This is a genomic window from Petralouisia muris (assembly GCF_004793545.1).
Taxonomy (GTDB): domain Bacteria; phylum Bacillota; class Clostridia; order Lachnospirales; family Lachnospiraceae; genus Petralouisia; species Petralouisia muris.
The window spans coordinates 1-18,125 of the sequence record NZ_SRYA01000046.1; the positions used below are offsets into that span (position 1 = coordinate 1).

At 44.8% G+C, this 18,125-nt stretch carries 15 protein-coding genes and 2 tRNA genes; 5 read left to right on the forward strand and 12 right to left on the reverse strand.

Going from position 1 to position 18,125, the window contains the following annotated elements; translation table 11 throughout:
* Positions 1 to 107: 107 nt before the first annotated feature.
* From E5329_RS19035 to E5329_RS19045, 3 genes are read right to left on the reverse strand one after another with little or no spacing between them, the layout of a single operon-like run.
* Complete coding sequence (locus E5329_RS19035) at positions 108 to 392, reverse strand: hypothetical protein (protein WP_135990960.1); 285 nt, start codon at positions 390 to 392, stop codon at positions 108 to 110.
* Between the two features lie 60 nt (positions 393 to 452).
* Positions 453 to 695, reverse strand: coding sequence for a PD-(D/E)XK nuclease domain-containing protein (locus E5329_RS19040; RefSeq protein ID WP_135990961.1), 243 nt, complete (start codon positions 693 to 695; stop codon positions 453 to 455).
* 13 nt (positions 696 to 708) lie between these two features.
* The gene (locus E5329_RS19045) at positions 709 to 1,158 is read right to left on the reverse strand and encodes a hypothetical protein (RefSeq protein WP_135990962.1); all 450 of its coding nucleotides are present in this window, start codon (positions 1,156 to 1,158) and stop codon (positions 709 to 711) included.
* Between the two features lie 364 nt (positions 1,159 to 1,522).
* Here E5329_RS19045 and typA point away from each other — a divergent pair, with 364 nt between their 5' ends.
* Positions 1,523 to 3,352 carry a translational GTPase TypA gene (typA, locus tag E5329_RS19050; RefSeq protein ID WP_135990963.1) on the forward strand — a complete coding sequence of 610 codons (1,830 nt, stop codon included), beginning with the start codon at positions 1,523 to 1,525 and terminating at the stop codon, positions 3,350 to 3,352.
* 168 nt (positions 3,353 to 3,520) lie between these two features.
* Here typA and E5329_RS19055 read toward each other — a convergent pair whose 3' ends face one another.
* From E5329_RS19055 to E5329_RS19065, 3 genes are all read right to left on the reverse strand, one after another.
* On the reverse strand, positions 3,521 to 4,672 hold the full coding sequence (locus E5329_RS19055; protein WP_135990964.1) for an ABC transporter permease: 1,152 nt from the start codon (positions 4,670 to 4,672) through the stop codon (positions 3,521 to 3,523).
* Complete coding sequence (locus E5329_RS19060) at positions 4,659 to 5,795, reverse strand: ABC transporter permease (protein WP_135990965.1); 1,137 nt, start codon at positions 5,793 to 5,795, stop codon at positions 4,659 to 4,661. Before E5329_RS19060 ends, E5329_RS19055 begins: the two co-directional genes overlap by 14 nt.
* Positions 5,796 to 5,920: 125 nt before the next feature.
* Positions 5,921 to 6,859: an ABC transporter ATP-binding protein gene (locus E5329_RS19065; RefSeq protein WP_135990992.1), complete on the reverse strand. Its 939-nt coding sequence runs from the start codon at positions 6,857 to 6,859 to the stop codon at positions 5,921 to 5,923.
* 274 nt (positions 6,860 to 7,133) lie between these two features.
* Here E5329_RS19065 and E5329_RS19070 point away from each other — a divergent pair, with 274 nt between their 5' ends.
* Positions 7,134 to 8,357: a sensor histidine kinase gene (locus E5329_RS19070; protein ID WP_168356690.1), complete on the forward strand. Its 1,224-nt coding sequence runs from the start codon at positions 7,134 to 7,136 to the stop codon at positions 8,355 to 8,357.
* Positions 8,358 to 8,372: 15 nt separating this feature from the next.
* Positions 8,373 to 8,999, forward strand: coding sequence for a response regulator transcription factor (locus tag E5329_RS19075; protein ID WP_135990967.1), 627 nt, complete (start codon positions 8,373 to 8,375; stop codon positions 8,997 to 8,999).
* 72 nt (positions 9,000 to 9,071) lie between these two features.
* Here E5329_RS19075 and E5329_RS19080 read toward each other — a convergent pair whose 3' ends face one another.
* The 3 genes from E5329_RS19080 to E5329_RS19090 all read right to left on the reverse strand — a co-directional run bounded on the left by E5329_RS19080 (position 9,072) and on the right by E5329_RS19090 (position 10,093).
* On the reverse strand, positions 9,072 to 9,623 hold the full coding sequence (locus E5329_RS19080) for a ferritin-like domain-containing protein (RefSeq protein WP_135990968.1): 552 nt from the start codon (positions 9,621 to 9,623) through the stop codon (positions 9,072 to 9,074).
* Between the two features lie 290 nt (positions 9,624 to 9,913).
* Positions 9,914 to 9,987, reverse strand: a tRNA-Met gene (locus E5329_RS19085).
* 33 nt (positions 9,988 to 10,020) lie between these two features.
* Positions 10,021 to 10,093, reverse strand: a tRNA-Val gene (locus E5329_RS19090).
* Positions 10,094 to 10,427: 334 nt separating this feature from the next.
* Here E5329_RS19090 and E5329_RS19095 point away from each other — a divergent pair.
* Positions 10,428 to 11,285 carry a Cof-type HAD-IIB family hydrolase gene (locus tag E5329_RS19095; protein ID WP_168356691.1) on the forward strand — a complete coding sequence of 286 codons (858 nt, stop codon included), beginning with the start codon at positions 10,428 to 10,430 and terminating at the stop codon, positions 11,283 to 11,285.
* Between the two features lie 154 nt (positions 11,286 to 11,439).
* Positions 11,440 to 12,318: a hypothetical protein gene (locus E5329_RS19100; RefSeq protein WP_135990970.1), complete on the forward strand. Its 879-nt coding sequence runs from the start codon at positions 11,440 to 11,442 to the stop codon at positions 12,316 to 12,318.
* A gap of 258 nt (positions 12,319 to 12,576) precedes the next feature.
* On the opposite strand, the gene E5329_RS19105 is transcribed toward E5329_RS19100, so the two are convergent.
* The 3 genes from E5329_RS19105 to E5329_RS19115 form a co-directional block, all read right to left on the reverse strand.
* On the reverse strand, positions 12,577 to 13,017 hold the full coding sequence (locus E5329_RS19105) for a hypothetical protein (protein ID WP_135990971.1): 441 nt from the start codon (positions 13,015 to 13,017) through the stop codon (positions 12,577 to 12,579).
* A gap of 56 nt (positions 13,018 to 13,073) precedes the next feature.
* Positions 13,074 to 13,703, reverse strand: a complete 630-nt coding sequence (locus E5329_RS19110) for a type IV toxin-antitoxin system AbiEi family antitoxin domain-containing protein (RefSeq protein WP_135990972.1) — start codon at positions 13,701 to 13,703, stop codon at positions 13,074 to 13,076.
* A gap of 230 nt (positions 13,704 to 13,933) precedes the next feature.
* Positions 13,934 to 17,845, reverse strand: a complete 3,912-nt coding sequence (locus tag E5329_RS19115) for a phosphoribosylformylglycinamidine synthase (protein ID WP_135990973.1) — start codon at positions 17,843 to 17,845, stop codon at positions 13,934 to 13,936.
* Positions 17,846 to 18,125 lie beyond the last annotated feature (280 nt).

Sequence of the window (18,125 nt, forward strand, 5' to 3'; positions counted from 1 at the left end):
GTTCGGTAAACTCTTGTTCTTTTTCTCTCCTCAAAAATCGCAATTTCCTATAAAGTAAAAAATGGCTCCGCCCCTTTTGTAAAAGGACGAAGCCATATCATGCATCGTTACCACCTGTTACAATGTACTTTGGCAAAACGTATCGCACATTCCGCCTGCCAGCATACCCGGTTCCCATAACGGAGGAACGAACCGTCCCTGCTTACTGTTTCTCCCTGCTGCATCATAATACAGAATGGAAGAGAGTTCAGAGGGCGACTTGGAAGTGATGTTCGGGCAGCTTCTACTGATACCGGCTCACACCCTCCCGGCTCGCTGTAAACCCTCCGGTAACTGTTGTCCCTTTCCGGAAAATTCTTTCTGTTGGAATACTGCCTTACTGTCTTCGTCATTGTCTTTTTATCTTAAAACTGTAACTCATTATAAAGCCTGATTTTCCACTTGTCAAGAATTCAACTGCACTTTGCACCACTTTTATAACATGGGACTGAATATTTGAGAATCCTCCCGTATCCGTCTGCTGTAAGCTGCGCCGCATAATCTTTCTCTTCTATCTGCATCAAAGCCCTTTGGCAGTCCGTCTCTAAATCTCCTTCTCGGGCATCTTTCACTCCTATCACAATTCCCAGGTTCCCCTCTTCGGATTTCACAAGGATATCACTGTACCCTTCTCCTGCTTCTGCATTGGAATGAATCTCCCAGTCCTCCTTACTGCATCATCTGCAGCTCTCTCATAATTTCGTCATACATTCCGGAACTCTGAAGATAATTGCCGTAAATGGTCAGGGCAATAAATAAAATCAGGCCGATGGAAGAGCAGACAATTCCTGCAATCGCCATTCCCTTAGCCGTTCCTTTCTGGATCTGCAGAATACCCAGAACAATGGACACCACCGCCAAGGGAATGCAGGTGCACCACAGACAGCAGGTAATCAGTGCCAGAATGCCGCAGACCATGGAAGCGATTCCGAATCCGGAACTGGGCTGTGTATAATTCTGCTGATAGGGCTGCTGATTGTAATTGGGCTGGCTGTAATTTCCCTGCTGCTGGGAATAATCGGGCTGGTTGTAATTTCCCTGCTGCCACTGATTATTTTCCATCTGAGGGTTATTTTTCGGTTGATTATCGTTTTCAAACATGTTATTCTCATCACTCATGAGACAATCCTCCTCTTTCCTTACTCTGCATTTCATTATAACAGACTGAAATTCGCAATACAAGGGGATTAATTTGATGACATGAAATATAATTAGAAAAGATTTCTCTTTATATTCAACGTCTCCATACGTCAAAACGCCTTTGGAAAAATCAAGTTCTTCTGTCTTCTGCCTTACTTTTTCCCGAAATACAACCACCTGCCATAAATTTCTCAACAAATTCTTTGCCAAATACAGATTATGTGTTAAAATACAATGACAATTACTGTGAAAGCCATTGCTTCCACAGTAAGGATGGCCATGCGGCCCGCTGGACTGCTGGTTTAGCAAACTAGAAATTTATTGTAGAAAGAAGGACAACTTTATGAAAATGAAACGAGAGGACATCCGTAACATTGCCATTATTGCCCATGTAGATCACGGCAAGACCACTCTGGTGGATGAGCTGTTAAAGCAAAGCGGCGTGTTCCGCGCCAACCAGGAAGTGCAGGAGCGTGTTATGGATTCCAATGATATTGAAAGAGAGCGGGGAATCACCATTCTTTCCAAAAATACCGCTGTTTTTTATAAGGATACCAAAATCAACATTATTGACACGCCGGGCCATGCGGACTTCGGCGGCGAAGTGGAACGGGTGCTGAAAATGGTAAACGGGGTGGTCCTGGTGGTGGACGCCTTTGAAGGAGCCATGCCCCAGACGAAGTTTGTACTGATGAAAGCACTTGCCTTAGACCTTCCAGTCATTGTCTGCATCAACAAAATTGACCGGCCGGAAGCAAGGCCCGAGGACGTCATTGATGAAGTGCTGGAGTTATTTATGGATCTGGACGCCTCTGACGAACAGCTGGACTGCCCCTTCCTCTACGCTTCCGCCAGGGACGGCTATGCAGTTAAGGATTTAAATGATGAGAAGAAAGATATGACCGCATTATTTGAAACCATTCTGGAATACATCCCGGCGCCGGAAGGCGACCCGGACGCCAACACCCAGGTGTTAATCAGCACCATTGACTACAATGAATATGTGGGACGCATCGGCGTCGGCAAAGTGGACAACGGCTGTCTGAAAGTTAACCAGGATGCCGTGGTTGTAAACCATCATGAACCGGACAAGCTGCAGAAGGTGCGTATCAGTAAGCTCTATGAATTTGACGGACTGAATAAAGTGGATGTAACGGAAGCAAACATCGGCTCCATCGTAGCCATTTCCGGAATTGCAGACATTCACATTGGAGACACCATCTGTGCGCCGGAAGCTCCCTGCGCCATTGATTTCCAGAAAATCTCCGAGCCTACCATTTCCATGAACTTTATAGTAAACGACAGCCCTCTTGCCGGACAGGAAGGAAAGTTTGTCACCTCCCGTCACATCAGGGATCGGCTGTTTCGGGAACTGAACACAGACGTTTCTCTGCGGGTAGAAGAGACTGACAGCCCGGACAGTCTGAAGGTTTCCGGACGGGGAGAGCTGCATCTGTCTGTCTTGATCGAAAATATGCGAAGAGAAGGCTATGAATTCGCCGTAAGCAAAGCGGAAGTCCTCTATCACAAGGACGAAAACGGCAAAAAATTGGAGCCCATGGAACTGGCCTATGTGGATGTGCCGGACGAATATACCGGAGCCGTCATTGAGAAATTAAGCCAGCGCAAAGGAGAACTGCAGAATATGGGGCCCATCAGCGGAGGCTACACAAGATTGGAATTCAGTATTCCTTCCCGGGGCCTCATCGGATATCGCAGCGAATTTCTCACAGACACCAGAGGAAATGGCATTATCAACACTATTTTCAATGGCTATGAGCCTTACAAGGGTGACATTGCCTATCGGAAACAAGGCTCTCTTATTGCTTTTGAATCCGGAGAATCCGTAACTTACGGACTGTTCAGCGCCCAGGATCGGGGAACGCTCTTTATCGGGCCCGGGGAAAAGGTATACGCCGGCATGGTAATCGGCCAGAGCGCCAAACCGGAAGACATTGAACTGAATGTCTGCAAGAAAAAGCATTTAACCAACACCCGATCCTCCAGCGCAGACGAAGCCCTGACTTTGACCCCGCCTAGAATCTTAAGTCTGGAGCAAGCGCTGGAATTCATTGAAACTGACGAGCTTTTGGAGGTTACCCCCAAAAGTCTGCGCATCCGCAAACGGATTCTGGATCCTACCTTACGGAAAAGAGCCACTATAAAAAAATAAGAACGGCCCTTCCAACACATATGAAATGCTCACCATAGAATCGGCAAAAAACAGTAATTTCCAGCCTCATCTCCGGCTCTGCAGCCTGCCATCCAGCAGACAGCAGAGCCATCCGTCTTTCTAAGGAATTGTTCAGGAATAACTGTTCAAACGGCGCTATCGAAAAAATCACCTGCTCCTTTCCTTCATCCGGTACGCCAAAAGCCCCGCCGCAAAAAACGCCAACGCAAACATAAGAACCATCAAATAGGATTTGTATACCGTCCCGGCATCTGAAAATTCCGCCACCTTCTGGATATCCTGATTGGCAATCACATACCAGTAGGAAGGCACAAACTTGGCGATTTTCTGCGCACTCTCTCCCATCAAATCCAGGGACACAAACACTCCGCCCAGAAAACTGAAGCCCAGTCCGAATACATTGCTGATGGCATTCAGCACTGCCGTATTAGGCGCAAACTGAGCCGCAAACCAGGACACGCATAAGGCACAGACTGCAAACAGCAGAGCATTCACTGCACTTAAAATCCCCTGCGGGGTAAACATATAATCTCCTGTATTGCATCCTGCCATTACCATAAAGACCAGGTACACTGCCAGCATATACACCAAAGATCCCAGGAAAATCTGAAAACTCTGCTGCAGATAAGGAACCGCAGAGCATTTGTTTCTGGCAGATAACTCCTTATTCTGAAAAGTCTTAAGCACCACCCCTACCCCCAAAATCATCATTGTGAGAAAAACATAAGGAATAAACTGAAAGAAATAGAACCCTTTGGAAAGCGACTGTCCATCTCCTTTGTTTAAAAATTCCACCGTTCCTTTCTCTTCCATATCCTCTATAGTAAAACGCACTGCATCTTCCAGCCCAAAACCTGCGCACAAATACATATCCGCTGTTTTCAAAAAACATTCCAGCTCTTGTTCTGCCAGATATGAGCTGCTGCTGCCTGGCACCACCGTGCCTTCCAGCAGATTTTCCCGCTCATTGGCGGCAAATTTTTCCGAGCATCCCTCTGGAATCGCCAGCACATAATCAATTTCTTCATAATATATGGCATCCTGCAGAGCCGCTTTTCCTTCCGGCATTTTCTTTATATTATGACGTTCCCCCAGATATTCCTCAAGAGCATTCCCAAGCATTCCCTGATCCTTATTTTCCAGGGCAATGTCTAAAGAAACGCCTGAAAATTCCTCCTCTGCCTGCTCCTTCATCACATTACTCATAAGCAAAGCAAGAGAAAAATAAACCACCGTGTACATAATTAACTGGCCTTTATTTTTATTTATTATTTTAAAAAACACCTTAAACAGCTGCATACCGCTCCCTCCTTACCAAAAGAAAAGCCCCTGCTACCAGAATGAAAATCAGCGCCGCCATATTTCCCATACACTGAGCATACGGCTTCATATTGTCATAAATGTTCAGGCTGTACAAAGACTTGGAAATCAAAGTCGCCGGATTAATCTGGTTCAGCACAGGCGCATACAACTCCACAATCCGCGCCATTCCCTGAAACATCAATCCGCTGAAAAAACTTGATACCAGCATAATGCCGATACATAGCCCTTCCTTAACGCCATACCGAAGTTTTCCCGCAACGCCAATAAAAAATCCTATCACAATTCCCAATGCGCTTCCCATTAAGGCAGTTAAAAACATCCATCCCAAATGCTCTCCCAAATTTACGTTCAAAGCAAACGTCAGATAACAAATGGAAAAAGCCGCATACAAAAACTGCATGGTAATCTTTGCAGCCAAATCTGGCAGAAGCATCCCAAATCGACTGGCTCCGGCCACTGCACGTCTGGCTGCCAGAGGCGTTGCATCTGCTTTAAAAGCCATTGCCACAATCAGTCCGGAAGTCGCTCCCATCAGACAATCCATGGCAATCAGGGAATAAAAGCAATCCATCACATCATTCATGGAAGCATCTGTAATGCTGCCCGCCTTCAAATACCGGCATTCTTCTTCTAACCGTTCTGCCGCCGCCTGGATTCCCTCTGGATTTTCTCTGCCGATCCTTGAAAATGCAGCGCTAAAACGCTGGTATTGTTCCAGTATGGATTTTAGAATCGTCTGATTGACCCCCTGCTCTGCCACAATCAGAGTGACATGCTCTGTATCTGGCTGTACACGGTAGATTCCTTCCACTTCCCCATGTTTCAAAAGCTGCTCTGCCTTCTTGTCATCCACCCTCTGCACCTCTATCAGCTCACTGCTTTCCTCTAATTCCTTCAGCAATTCCCCAAAGGCTCCTTTCGCTTCTTCCGCTGCATACGCCACCGGAATCTGATGAAACATCACCTGTTCCTCAACGTATCCTCCAAAAGACACATGAAACAGCGTTCCCAGCACAACGGGAAATATCAGGTTCCAGAACAGAGTCATTCTGTCCCGCACAGACTGGAACATACTGTATTTATATAATCTGAAAAACATATCCTTCCTCCTTTATGATTTGTCCTGCCGTCTCCTGGCTCCTTTATGATTTGCCCTGCCGTCTCCTGGCTCCATACCCAAGAATTTGTTCTGCAAGCTTTCCTCTCCAAACATTCCCGAAACATTCACTCTGCCGAATCCCGTAGTTCTTTTCCCGTAATTTCCAAAAATACATCATTTAATGTGGGCAGTTCAGAATATACTCTGCCAAATCCAATTTCACGTTTTCTAAAATAATCCAGGATATGCACCAGATTGTGTTTTCCGCCGCTGCACCTGACCTCTAACATTCCTTCCCGGTAATCTACCTGATAGACATGGCGCAGTTCTTTGATTTCTTCCAGATGAAAGGGCTGAAGGCCCAGAGCCTCCATGTGGATTTTCTCTCCGGTCTTAATCATTGCTTTCAGCTCTTCACTGGTTCCGGACGCAACGCACCTTCCTTTATCCAGAATAGCAATCCGGCTGCAAATCTGCTCCACCTCTTCCATATAATGAGAAGTATAAATGACGGTGGCTCCTTTTCGGTTCAATTCCTGAATTCCCTCCAGAATCCTGTTCCGGCTCTGGGGATCTACTGCAACGGTAGGCTCATCCATAATAATCAGCTTTGGTTTGTGGGCGATGCCGCAGGCAATATTCAACCTTCGAAGCAGCCCTCCGGACAGTTTTTTGGGATAAAATTTCCGAAAATCCTCCAAACCGGAAAATGCAACAGCCTCTTCCACATACTGTTTCCGCCGCCTTTTGTCCCGAATATACAGTCCGCAGAAATAATCAATATTTTCCTGTACCGTTAATTCTTCAAATACTGCCACATTTTGAAGCACAACGCCAATTTGCTTCTTAATCTCATAACTGCTGGGCTGTATCTCTTCACCAAATACCTTTACGCTTCCTTTATCAAAGTATAGCAACGCCAAAATACAATTGATGGCCGTTGTCTTTCCTGAGCCGTTAGGCCCCAACAGCCCGAAAATCTCTCCTTCCTCTACCGTAAGCTTCAGATGATCCAGCGCAATCAGTTCTTTGTATCTTTTTACCAGATTATCTATCTCTACCATTGCTCCCATACTTCATTCCTCCATCCTTTCTGTGTTCTCTCATTCCACCCTGTGTTTCTTTCAAAGCTTCCATGAGTATTGTAGTTCCATCCGCCTCTCCAGGGATATTTTCATTCTAACAGGTAATGCGTTCTTTCAACAGTGCCATACGTCATCCCTCTCCATGACAAATGTCACATTATTCGCAATTTTCTGTTCCATCCGCCTGGATTGTGCTATAATAGGAACAAATTCTGAAACTGTCCCTCTCAAACTTACAGGAAGGAGCCCGGTTATGACAGCTCTGCTTGATAAACTGATACTTTTTATCTGCTGTACCTTACTTCTATATATTCAAATCCCCGACGCCGGACTGTTCCATGTACTGGCAATCCTTACAACGATTATTTTTACCAGCTTCTGCGGCTGCTGCAATCCGGACTGTTTGTTCTGGCATGGCCTTTCCCGGCAAAACCGAATCCCGCTTTCAGCGCTGTGGCTGCTGTTTGCAGGAATCAGCCTGTGCCTTTCGGAAGCAGGCTTTTTTCTGCCCCTTTTATTCTATGAAATAACCATTGCCTTTCCCATTCATTCCCTGCATTCTTCTGCCTTTGAATCCAGACAGTCTTTGGGGAGCACACCAAAGAGCCTTCCCCGGGAACTCGGGCAGAAGCAACTGGAAAACCAACCGAAACGCAGCCTTATTTTTTACTCTGCCTCCTGCCTGCTCCCCTTTCTTTCTCTCAGGGATGCATCTGACTTCTGTGTTTGGATTGTCATCCTTTTATTTCTGCTGGCATGGATTCTGGCTATGAAAACTTCAAGGCTTCATGGAATGGAAGAAAATCTCCGTCTCCTCAGAGACAGCACAAAAGAATACCATTTGCTTCTTCAGCAGAAAAATAAAAATCTCATAGAAAAGCAAAACCAGGAAATCCATATTGCCACATTAAAAGAACGTAATCGGATTGCACGGGAAATCCACGACAATGTAGGCCATATGCTTTCCCGCTCCATCCTGCAGGCAGGAGCTTTATCCGCAGTCAATCAGCAGGAAAACCTGAAAGAACCGCTGAACGGCCTGACCATGACCTTATCCTCCGCCATGACCTCCGTTCGCGAAAGCGTCCATAATCTTCACGACGATTCCATTGATTTGAAAGGCGCCCTGCTGGAATTATTCTCCGGCTTTTCTGAGAACTACCTCATCCGCCTGGATTATGATATGGGACATTATATACCGGCTTCTGTAAAATACTGCTTTATTTCCATTGTAAAAGAGGCGTTATCCAACATGTCCCGGCACAGCAATGGCAGTGAAATTTCAATTACCCTGCGGGAGCATCCAAGCCTGTACCAGTTGATTATCAAAGATAATGGAACCAATATCGCACAATGCCATTCCGGTATGGGAATTGCCAATATGCAGGAACGCATCCGGCAGTTAAACGGCACGTTTTCCCTGTCCGCCAAAGACGGGTTTCAGATTTTTGCCGCTGTTCCCCATGAAAACCATTGAGAAAAGGAGCTTGCTATGAATATTATCATTGTAGATGACGACCAATTTGTTTCTCTTTCTTTGAAAACCATTCTGGAATCCTCGGGAGAAATCAATGTTCTGGGAATTGGAAATAACGGAAAAGAGGCTGTCGCCCTTTATGAAACATACCGCCCGGAAGTCCTTCTTATGGATATCCGAATGGATGAAATGACTGGCTTGGAAGCTGCTGAAATCATTTTAAAGCGGCATTCAGAAGCAAAGATCTTGTTTCTGACTACATTTCTGGATGATGAATATATTGTTCAGTCACTGCTGCTGGGTGCAAAAGGATATATTTTGAAGCAGGATTTTGAAAGCCTGCTGCCCTCTTTAAAAGCCGTGGCAAAAGGACAGAATGTGTTCGGAAATGAAATCATTACCCGGCTTCCTGATTTCCTGGCTTCTGTGAACCATTCCCAATATGACTATTCCGCCAAAGGAATCACAGACAAGGAACTGGAAATCATTGAACTGGTGGCAAAAGGGCGCAGCAACCGGGAAATTGCCGGACAGCTTTACCTGAGTGAAGGAACTGTCCGGAATTACTTGAGCGCCATTTTAGAAAAGCTGGAACTGCGGGATCGTACTCAGCTTGCAGTTTTTTACCTGACGGAACAATGATGCCAGACTCTTATCCTATGGATGCGGGAAACAGAACGCAGGGCAAGATGGAAATTTTCACTCCTGTTTTCTTTAAGAACATTCTTTCAGCAATACCTGGAGAATCATAATATGATATTCCTCATCCTTTATGATTCTCTCCAAAACCTGGTTGACACAATCGTCTTTGATCACTTTCATATGCATCCGATATTGATTGATGGCTGATTTCTCCGCTTCGATATCAGCCAGAATCATATTTCTGACATTTTCAGAAATACTAAGGAACCCCGGCGTCCACATCACATTTCTGCCATTTTGACGCCTTGCAACAAAATCTACAGTTCCCCCTAACAGATAAATCAGTTCCCCCAGCTTTTGCAAATGCATCATTTCCGCCATGGCAATTCCCAGAATTGTTTTTGCCAGGGGGCATTTTTCGCAGGACATGCGGTTTTCATTATTAATATACTGAGTAATTGCAGACAACTCAGAGGTCGCCCCGCAGTAATCCACACTGAGAAGATTTGCATATACCTGATTTTTCGCCCTGACCTGAATATCAGGATAAGGTAAATCTACCATAATTGGCTTAACGCCTGCAAAACCGCAGGTATTTGTAAGTAGGTTTTGGTTCGCTTCCATACACACAACGCTTCTTTGTCTTATCTTTATGATAGTATATTACAATTTCAGGATAATGTGAGGATTACAGGATAACAAACAATTTTCTTTTTTCTCTGAATCGATCTCTCTTTGCTGCAGAAAGGCTTAACGTTTCAACAATAAACTTGGGAACTTTGCTACAGACCCCTCCTTTCATTCCCAAAATTATATGATGATGATCAAAAAATAACTATATATCAATACCAGAAAATACTTTCTAATACTCATATATAGCCATTCTCCATATCTTACCATATTAAAATTCTTAGTAGCGGAAGAGGGATTTGAACCCCCGACACCACGGGTATGAACCGTGTGCTCTCGCCAACTGAGCTATTCCGCCATATTCTATCTTATCTTGCAGTTACCTGCAAAATGGGACCTACAGGGCTCGAACCTGTGACCCTCTGCTTGTAAGGCAGATGCTCTCCCAGCTGAGCTAAGATCCCATGGTATTTGCAGTTCTCTGTGCTTGCTTATTGCCGACTGCTTGACTATTATAATACTATTTCAGGACAAAAGTCAATAGTTTTTTACAAAATTTTTCTAATTTTTTTCTTCCCTGATTTTCCCTTGCAAAAGTCCTTGAATTTTCTAACTTTACCGTCTACAATACTCCTGTTCCTACATTTCATCTGTTATCTATATCTGGCATTAAAAAATTGCCAGATATGCAGCCCCACCAGGGGATGCGCACTCACACGAAGACGCCGCAAGCGGTCGTGCTCAGCGCAGATGACAATAATTAATCGCCATCTACATATTTCACTAGGAGGAGATTTCATGAATGCAAAACAAACCTATCAACTGGTCGCCCTGGATTTGGACGGCACTCTGCTGAATTCAGAGGGAAAGATATCCAATGAAAACAAAGCTGCCATCAGAAAAGCAGCGAAACAAGGAGTTTCTTTTGCCATTGCCACCGGCCGGCCCTACTGCGGACTTCCTATTAATGTAATGGATGAACTGGGCATCCATTACGCCATCACCACAAACGGAGCTGGAATCTACAAAATTCCTGACAAAGAATGCCTCTTTGAACAGTGTATGCCTGCAGATCTGGTTCTTGATATTCTGAAACAACTGCTGCAGTTGGAAATCCATATGGATTTGTTCATTCACGGAGACGCCTATACTCCCGCCCAATGCCGTGAAACCCTTGCAAAAATTACAGTTTTGCCGCCATCCCTGAAAAAATATATTACTTCCACCCGGAAATGCCTGCCTGATATCCTGGCTTTCATTCAGGAAAACCAGTTTCCCGTCCAGAAACTAACCTTGAATTTTATGACAAATCCAGACGGAACCTACATAGACCGGGAACAAACCATTCAGATTCTGAATCAATATCCAGAAATCAACTTTCTTTCCGGCGGTTACGGAAATCTGGAATTTGCATATGCCGGAATCACCAAAGCAAAAGGCTTATCTTTTCTCTGCAAACGCCTGAACATTCCCCTGGAGCGGACCATTGCCTGCGGAGACAGTGAGAACGATCTGGATATCATCAAAGCTGCCGGGCTGGGCGTTGCCATGGCTAACGCCCCTGAAGACATCCGCCGCCAGGCCGATGCAGTCACTCTGAGCAATGATGACCATGGCGTTGCTGTTATATTGGATAAGTATCAATTGTTGTTATAGTACTTTAATCATAACTTTTTCATGGATTTCACATTTTTTTCTTATATTTTTCACAAAATATTGACAATTCGGGAACCTATGTGATACATTATTACAGACAGGATATGTGAAAAGTTCTGCCAAATAGACTAAGAACAGGAAAGGAACATGCGTTATGAAGAAAGGAAGAAAATGCAACAAAATTGTAAGTCTTGTACTTGCAGCAATTATGATGGTTTCTGTATTCGCCGTTTCAACACCTGAGCAGGTGCAGGCAGCAGGAAAACTGAGCTTTAAAGGTAGCGGCAAATCAACTGTAACAATAACGGATGACGAATGTACATATGTCACAGGAAAAGAAACTTATATTAAATTTAAACCATCTAAGACAGGATATATCACTGTTACACTTAAGAATAATTCCACTGCTGCAAGCGGCGGCGCAGCGGGTTACTTAACTTTTTGCAACGGAAGTAAAAGCGCTATTGGCCAGAATCGTGAATATTATGATACCGTTGGCGAAGGTTCTCGTTACTACACAAGAACCTACGGTGTAAAAAAAGGAAAAACATATTATTTCAAAATTGAAAGCGTAGGCGGAGTAAAGATTACTGCAAGCGCTGTTTCCGCAGCAAAAGGCACCAATAACACCAGATCCAAAGCAAAAACTCTTGCCAAAAATAAAACTGTAAAAGGCCTTATTATTGCTGGCGAAAACAAAGCAGACTGGTATAAAATCAAGGTTACCAAAAGACAGCAGGTAAAGATAAATTATAATGTTAAGACAAACGGCGCTCAATACTCCAGCGGTATGGTTAGTTATTATAATGGACTTAAGATTGCTCTTTATCAGAAAAATGGAAAGCCATTTGCTGATGGTTCAAATTATTATGCATTAGCAAATATTAAGAATCCAAAGGATGTGGATGGACCTTATTATCTTTATAACAGCTATACCGGTAAAAGATCTGGAATTGATCCAGGAACCTATTATATCAAAGTAGAACGCTATAACAGAACTTCTTCCGGTTACTATACCATTAAATGGAAATAATTTTATAATGCATAAAGCAGCAGATATCATCTGCTGCTTTATTTTGTGTCTCTGTTCTGCTCGTTCCATTGTTGAAGGTTGCTATTCCGGCATTACTTTTGATGAAAGAGAAATCTATAATTTTGTTACTGTATATCCTGCCACATATGGAAGGATATCCCATTTGGGAGTTCCAAATAATTCCGCTTCTCAATCTCTCCGTTCCCCAGTCGTCTACAGTTCCGAATATTGCACAACAGTTAAAGAAAATAATACCCATCATCCTCCGCAATTTCCAAACACCCCAAAATATTCCCGGGCCTTTTGCAAAGATATATTCAGCTTTTTTTGTAATCTCTCTAAGATATCTGCGTCTTTCAGTTGGAATTCAATTCCCATTTCTATGATTTCCACTGCTCTTCCTTCTTCTCTTCCTTTCTTCATCCCTTCTTCTCTTCCCTTCTTCATCCCTTCAATTCTTCCTTCTTCCGCAATCTCCTCGAATAACGTGCACATGTTCCATTCCCCTTTCTCAAAAGCGTTGTAATCTATTTTCGCATTCGCCGCTCCCGCCACGGCCATCAGCGTTTCCTTGTCCACTCCATGCTCTTCGCTGTAGCGAATCGCTTTCTCCAGTTTCGTCCTGCATTCTGTCTGCATCTTTAAAATCACATCCCCGATTCCTTCCTGCATTCTGTCTGTACCATTAAAACACATCATCCAGTTCCTTCCTGCATACATCATTCAGCTTTCATTGCATATTTATTACAGAACCATTACTGCATAAAGTTCTTCCTGACCCGGAACAACTCGGCATATTTCAATAATCTCTGATACTCCTCCCTTTCCATATCCTTACCGTCTGCATGAGAGATTGCATCGAAATGCATTGCTCCATATCCCGTTTCTGAACATATGGCTTCCGCTTCTTTCACTTTACCCAGGCGGATCAAATCACAAATGCTCCTCTCCACATCATAAATCCGGTAGCTGCCGAATACAGTGTCTATCTTTTTCTGCGCAACTTTATAATAATTCGGTGAAAAATAATGCCGCTCCACAGGAAAATTCATCTTCATCAGGCTTCGGTCTGTTCTCTCAGTGGCAACTGCAAGAGCTTCCGGTTCCTGCCTTGCAGCTCCCTGGTAAAAACAGGCACTCTCCAAACAAATAACTGCTCTCGGATTACTCAGGGATACCTCAATGCACTTGTAATCCATTGGCTTACTATGTCCGCATCGTATCATCCAATAATAGCCATGGCATATCTTCTCCAGATATTCCTCTTCTGTCAATGCGGCAATCTGGCGGTTTGTAAATCCCTCTTCCAAAAGCTCCCGCGTTCCAATATAACCTGTATATTTCTGATACAGGTCATTCAGCTTACCATATGTACTATTCCTCATTCTTATACCCTCTGTCTGCATTTTTTATTACACATATCTTAGCATTTTTTCAGACACACGTCAATATTCCTGGTAAAATCGGCATAAAATTTCTTTCAATATTGCTGAAAAAGGAGCTGTCAGGAAATGACAGCCCCTATGATATCTTTTACAGCGCCCTTCTTCAGAACTTTTTATCCCTGTGAACCAAAGGATTAGCCAACAGGTTCACATTATTTTAAGAAATCTTTTTATCTAAAATATGCCACTCCGCTCTCAAACAGCTTCATGTCCTGCTCTCCATAAATATTTATGGCTATGCCCTGGCCTCGGCGCTCTGAGTGCGCCATCTTACCCAAAACTCTTCCGTCCGGGCTGGTAATCCCTTCAATCGCCATGTAAGAGCCATTAATATTCCACTCTTCGTCCATCGTAGGCGCGCCTGTCTCATTGACATACTGGGTTGCTACCTGACCATTGGCAAATAACTTGTCCAGCCATTCCTTCGGCGCAACAAAACGCCCTTCGCCATGGGATGCCGGATTACAGTATATTCCGCCTGATTTTGCCTGTGCCAGCCAAGGAGATTTATTGGTTACCACCTTGGTGTATACCATTTTGGAGATATGGCGTCCAATGGTATTATAGGTCAATGTTGGAGAATCTTCACTTTGCTGCCTGATTTCACCGTAAGGCACCAGCCCCAGCTTAATCAATGCCTGGAATCCATTGCAGATTCCCAGCATCAGGCCGTCTCTCTGCTGCAGTAACCGGTTGACTGCCTCTGCCATTTTCTCATTGCGGAATGCAGTTGCAAAGAATTTTGCACTTCCTTCCGGCTCATCCCCTGCGGAAAAACCGCCCGGAAACATAATAATCTGAGACTGCTCAATGGCTTTGACAAATACATCCACGGAATCTCTGATATCTTCTGCACTTAAATTTTTAAATACTTTCACAATGGCATCGGCTCCGGCGCGTTCAAAGGCTTTCGCACTGTCATACTCGCAGTTGGTTCCGGGGAACACAGGAATAAACACTTTCGGCCTTGCCGTTTTATGCCTGCATACATAAATATTTTCCGTACGGAACACATCTGTTTTGAGCTCTTCTCTGCTTTCCACTGCAACCGTTGGAAATACTTTTTCCAGCGTGCCGGTCCATGCACCAATCGCTTCTTCCATTGCAATTACGGTATCGCCGTAAATAAATTTCTGTATATCATTCACTTCACCGATTACTCTGCAGTAAGACAAATGTCCGCAGCCAGCCCCTTCTGCTGCCTGAGCAGTCTCAGCTTTCTGAATGCCTTCCGCTGCCTGAGCAGTCTCAGCTTTCTGAATGCCATTCCCTTTCTCGTACCCTTTCATAGCAGCCTGAATGGTTTCTTCCACCAAATCCACCTTATCTGCAGGAACCTCCGCAATCAGCTTGCCGAAATGAGGGGAAAACATGCAGTCTTCGCACACATCCTGTTCCATGGTAACGCCCAGCTTATTTCCAAACGCCATTTTGCTGACGGCCGCCGCAATGCCTTTTCCATCCAGCGCATAGGCGGATACGATGGCTTTCTGCTGAATCAGCAAATGAATCGCGTCGTATAATTTCATCACCTGACCGTACACCGGCAAATCATATTCATCTGTTGCAATTTTAAATATCATAATCTTATTTCCCGGCTGCTTCAGTTCCGGCGTGATAATATCCTGCTCTTTTGCCACATCCACTGCAAAGGAGACCAGAGTAGGGGGCACATCGATCTCATTGAAGGTTCCAGACATAGAATCTTTTCCGCCGATGGAGGGAAGCCCAAAGCCGATCTGGGCGCTGTACGCTCCCAAAAGCGCGGCAAAAGGCTGGCTCCAGCGGCTGGGTTCTTCACTCATCCTGCGGAAATACTCCTGGAAGGTAAAACGTATTTTCTTATAATCTCCGCCTGCCGCTACGATTCTTGCCATAGACTCCAGCACCGCATAAACTGCTCCATGATAAGGGCTCCAGGAAGACAATTCCGGATCAAATCCATAAGCCATCATGGTTACAGCATCGCATTTTCCGGTATCTACCGGAAGCTTCGCCACCATGCTCTGGGTTTCTGTCAGCTGATATTTTCCGCCGTAAGGCATAAACACGCTGCCTGCGCCGATGGAACCATCAAACATTTCCACCAGCCCCTTCTGAGAGCACACATTCAGATCAGACAAGGCGGCAAGCCAGGCTTCTTTCACATTTCCTTTTTCCAGCGCCTTCACAACAGCAGCAATCTCTTTTTTCTCAAAAAAATTATCTTCTTTTGAAGGAATGTCAACCGCTACCGTGGTTTCCTGGTGGGCTCCGTTGGTATTCAGAAACGCCCTGGAAATATTTACAATTTCCTTGTCTCTCCATTCCAGAATCAATCTCGGTTCCTCTGTTACCGCCGCCACTTCAACGGCTTCCAGGTTCTCTTCCTTTGCGTAATCCAGAAACTGCTTCACATCCTCCGGGGCAACCACAACCGCCATACGTTCCTGGGACTCAGAAATGGCAATTTCTGTTCCGTCCAGACCTGCATATTTCTTGGGAACCTTATCCAACTGGACGCGAAGCCCGTCTGCCAGCTCGCCGATTGCCACCGATACGCCGCCTGCGCCGAAATCATTGCATTTCTTAATGATATGGGCTACTTCTTCCCGGCGGAACAGCCGCTGAATCTTACGCTCTGTAGGGGGATTTCCCTTCTGCACTTCTGCGCCGCATACTGCGGTGGATTCTGTATTATGCGCCTTGGAGGAGCCTGTAGCGCCGCCGATTCCGTCACGTCCAGTCCGTCCTCCCAGCAGAATAATCACATCTCCCGGATCGGAAGTAAGACGCTGTACCGCCCGCCTTGGAGCCGCTCCCATTACAGCGCCGATTTCCATACGCTTTGCCGCATAATTGGGATGGTAAATTTCCTTCACGTATCCCGTTGCCAATCCGATCTGGTTGCCATAAGAGCTGTATCCATGAGCCGCCTGTCTTACCAGCTTTTTCTGGGGCAGCTTGCCTTCCATGGTTTCTGACACAGAACGGGTCGGATCTGCCGCACCGGTTACACGCATTGCCTGATAGACATAAGTACGACCGGAAAGCGGATCCCGGATGGCCCCTCCCAAACAGGTAGCCGCACCGCCGAAAGGCTCGATCTCTGTGGGATGGTTGTGGGTCTCATTTTTAAAGTTCACCAGCCATTCCTCGGTCTGGCCGTCTACCTCCACTGGAACCACAATGGAACATGCATTAATTTCGTCGGACTCTTCCTGATCTTCTAATTTTCCCTCTTTTTTCAGCCGTTTCATAGCCATCAGCGCCAAATCCATCAGACACACAAATTTGTCTTCCCGTCCCTGGTACAATTCCCTATGAGTATTCTGATAATCCTCCCAGGCGTCCATCATGGGCCGGCGGTAGAAGCCCTCTCCAAAAGTCACCTCTTTTAGTTCGGTAGAAAAGGTGGTATGACGGCAATGATCGGACCAATAAGTATCCAATACACGGATTTCTGTCATGGAAGGATCCCGTTTCTCTTCGTTTCTGAAATAATTCTGTATATGCAAAAAATCTTTAAAAGTCATAGCAAGGCCGAAGGAATCATAGAGATTCTTCAAATCTGCTTCTTCCATGTCGGTAAATCCATCTAAAATTTTCACATCCTCCGGTTCTTCGAAGGCTTCTTCCAGAGTCAAGGGCTTTTCCATTCCAGTTTCTCTGGAATCCACCGGATTGATACAGTGCTTTTTGATTGCCTCTAACTGCTCTTTGCTGACTTCTCCTTCGATCACATAAGTAGTTGCAGTGCGGATCATGGGTTCTTCATTCTCATTTAACAGCTTCACGCACTGTTCTGCAGAATCCGCCCGCTGATCATACTGGCCCGGCAAATATTCCACACTGAACACATGTGCATTTTCAGCTTCAAAAGATTCTTCATACACATCATCCACCGGCGGCTCAGAAAATACCGTTGCCAATGCCTTTTGATAGGTTTCCTCTGAGATATGCTCCACATCATAGCGGATCAGCACACGCACTCCGGTAACCGTCCGGATTCCCAGATAACTTTTGATTTCTGTCTGCAGTTCCTTGGCCTGAATTGCAAAATCAGGTTTCTTTTCCACAAAAATTCGTCTTACGTCGCTCATAATTCCCTCCTGGTTTTTGAGCCGTCACAAAACATATATTACAGGTAATTTCATGACAGGTCCTTACTGGTTTACGGTAACATTGTTATTAGTATAGCATGTTGACTTTAATTAGAATAATTAATATATTTAATGCTATTTATTTACTGTACTTATAAATGGCCGCCCCTTCCGTTTCATAACATTGTGAAAAATTCTCCTCAGAGCGTGTTTTCATTTTATCACATATTTTGCTGTTTCGGAAGAAAAAGTATTGCCATGTCATTGACATCATTATAAT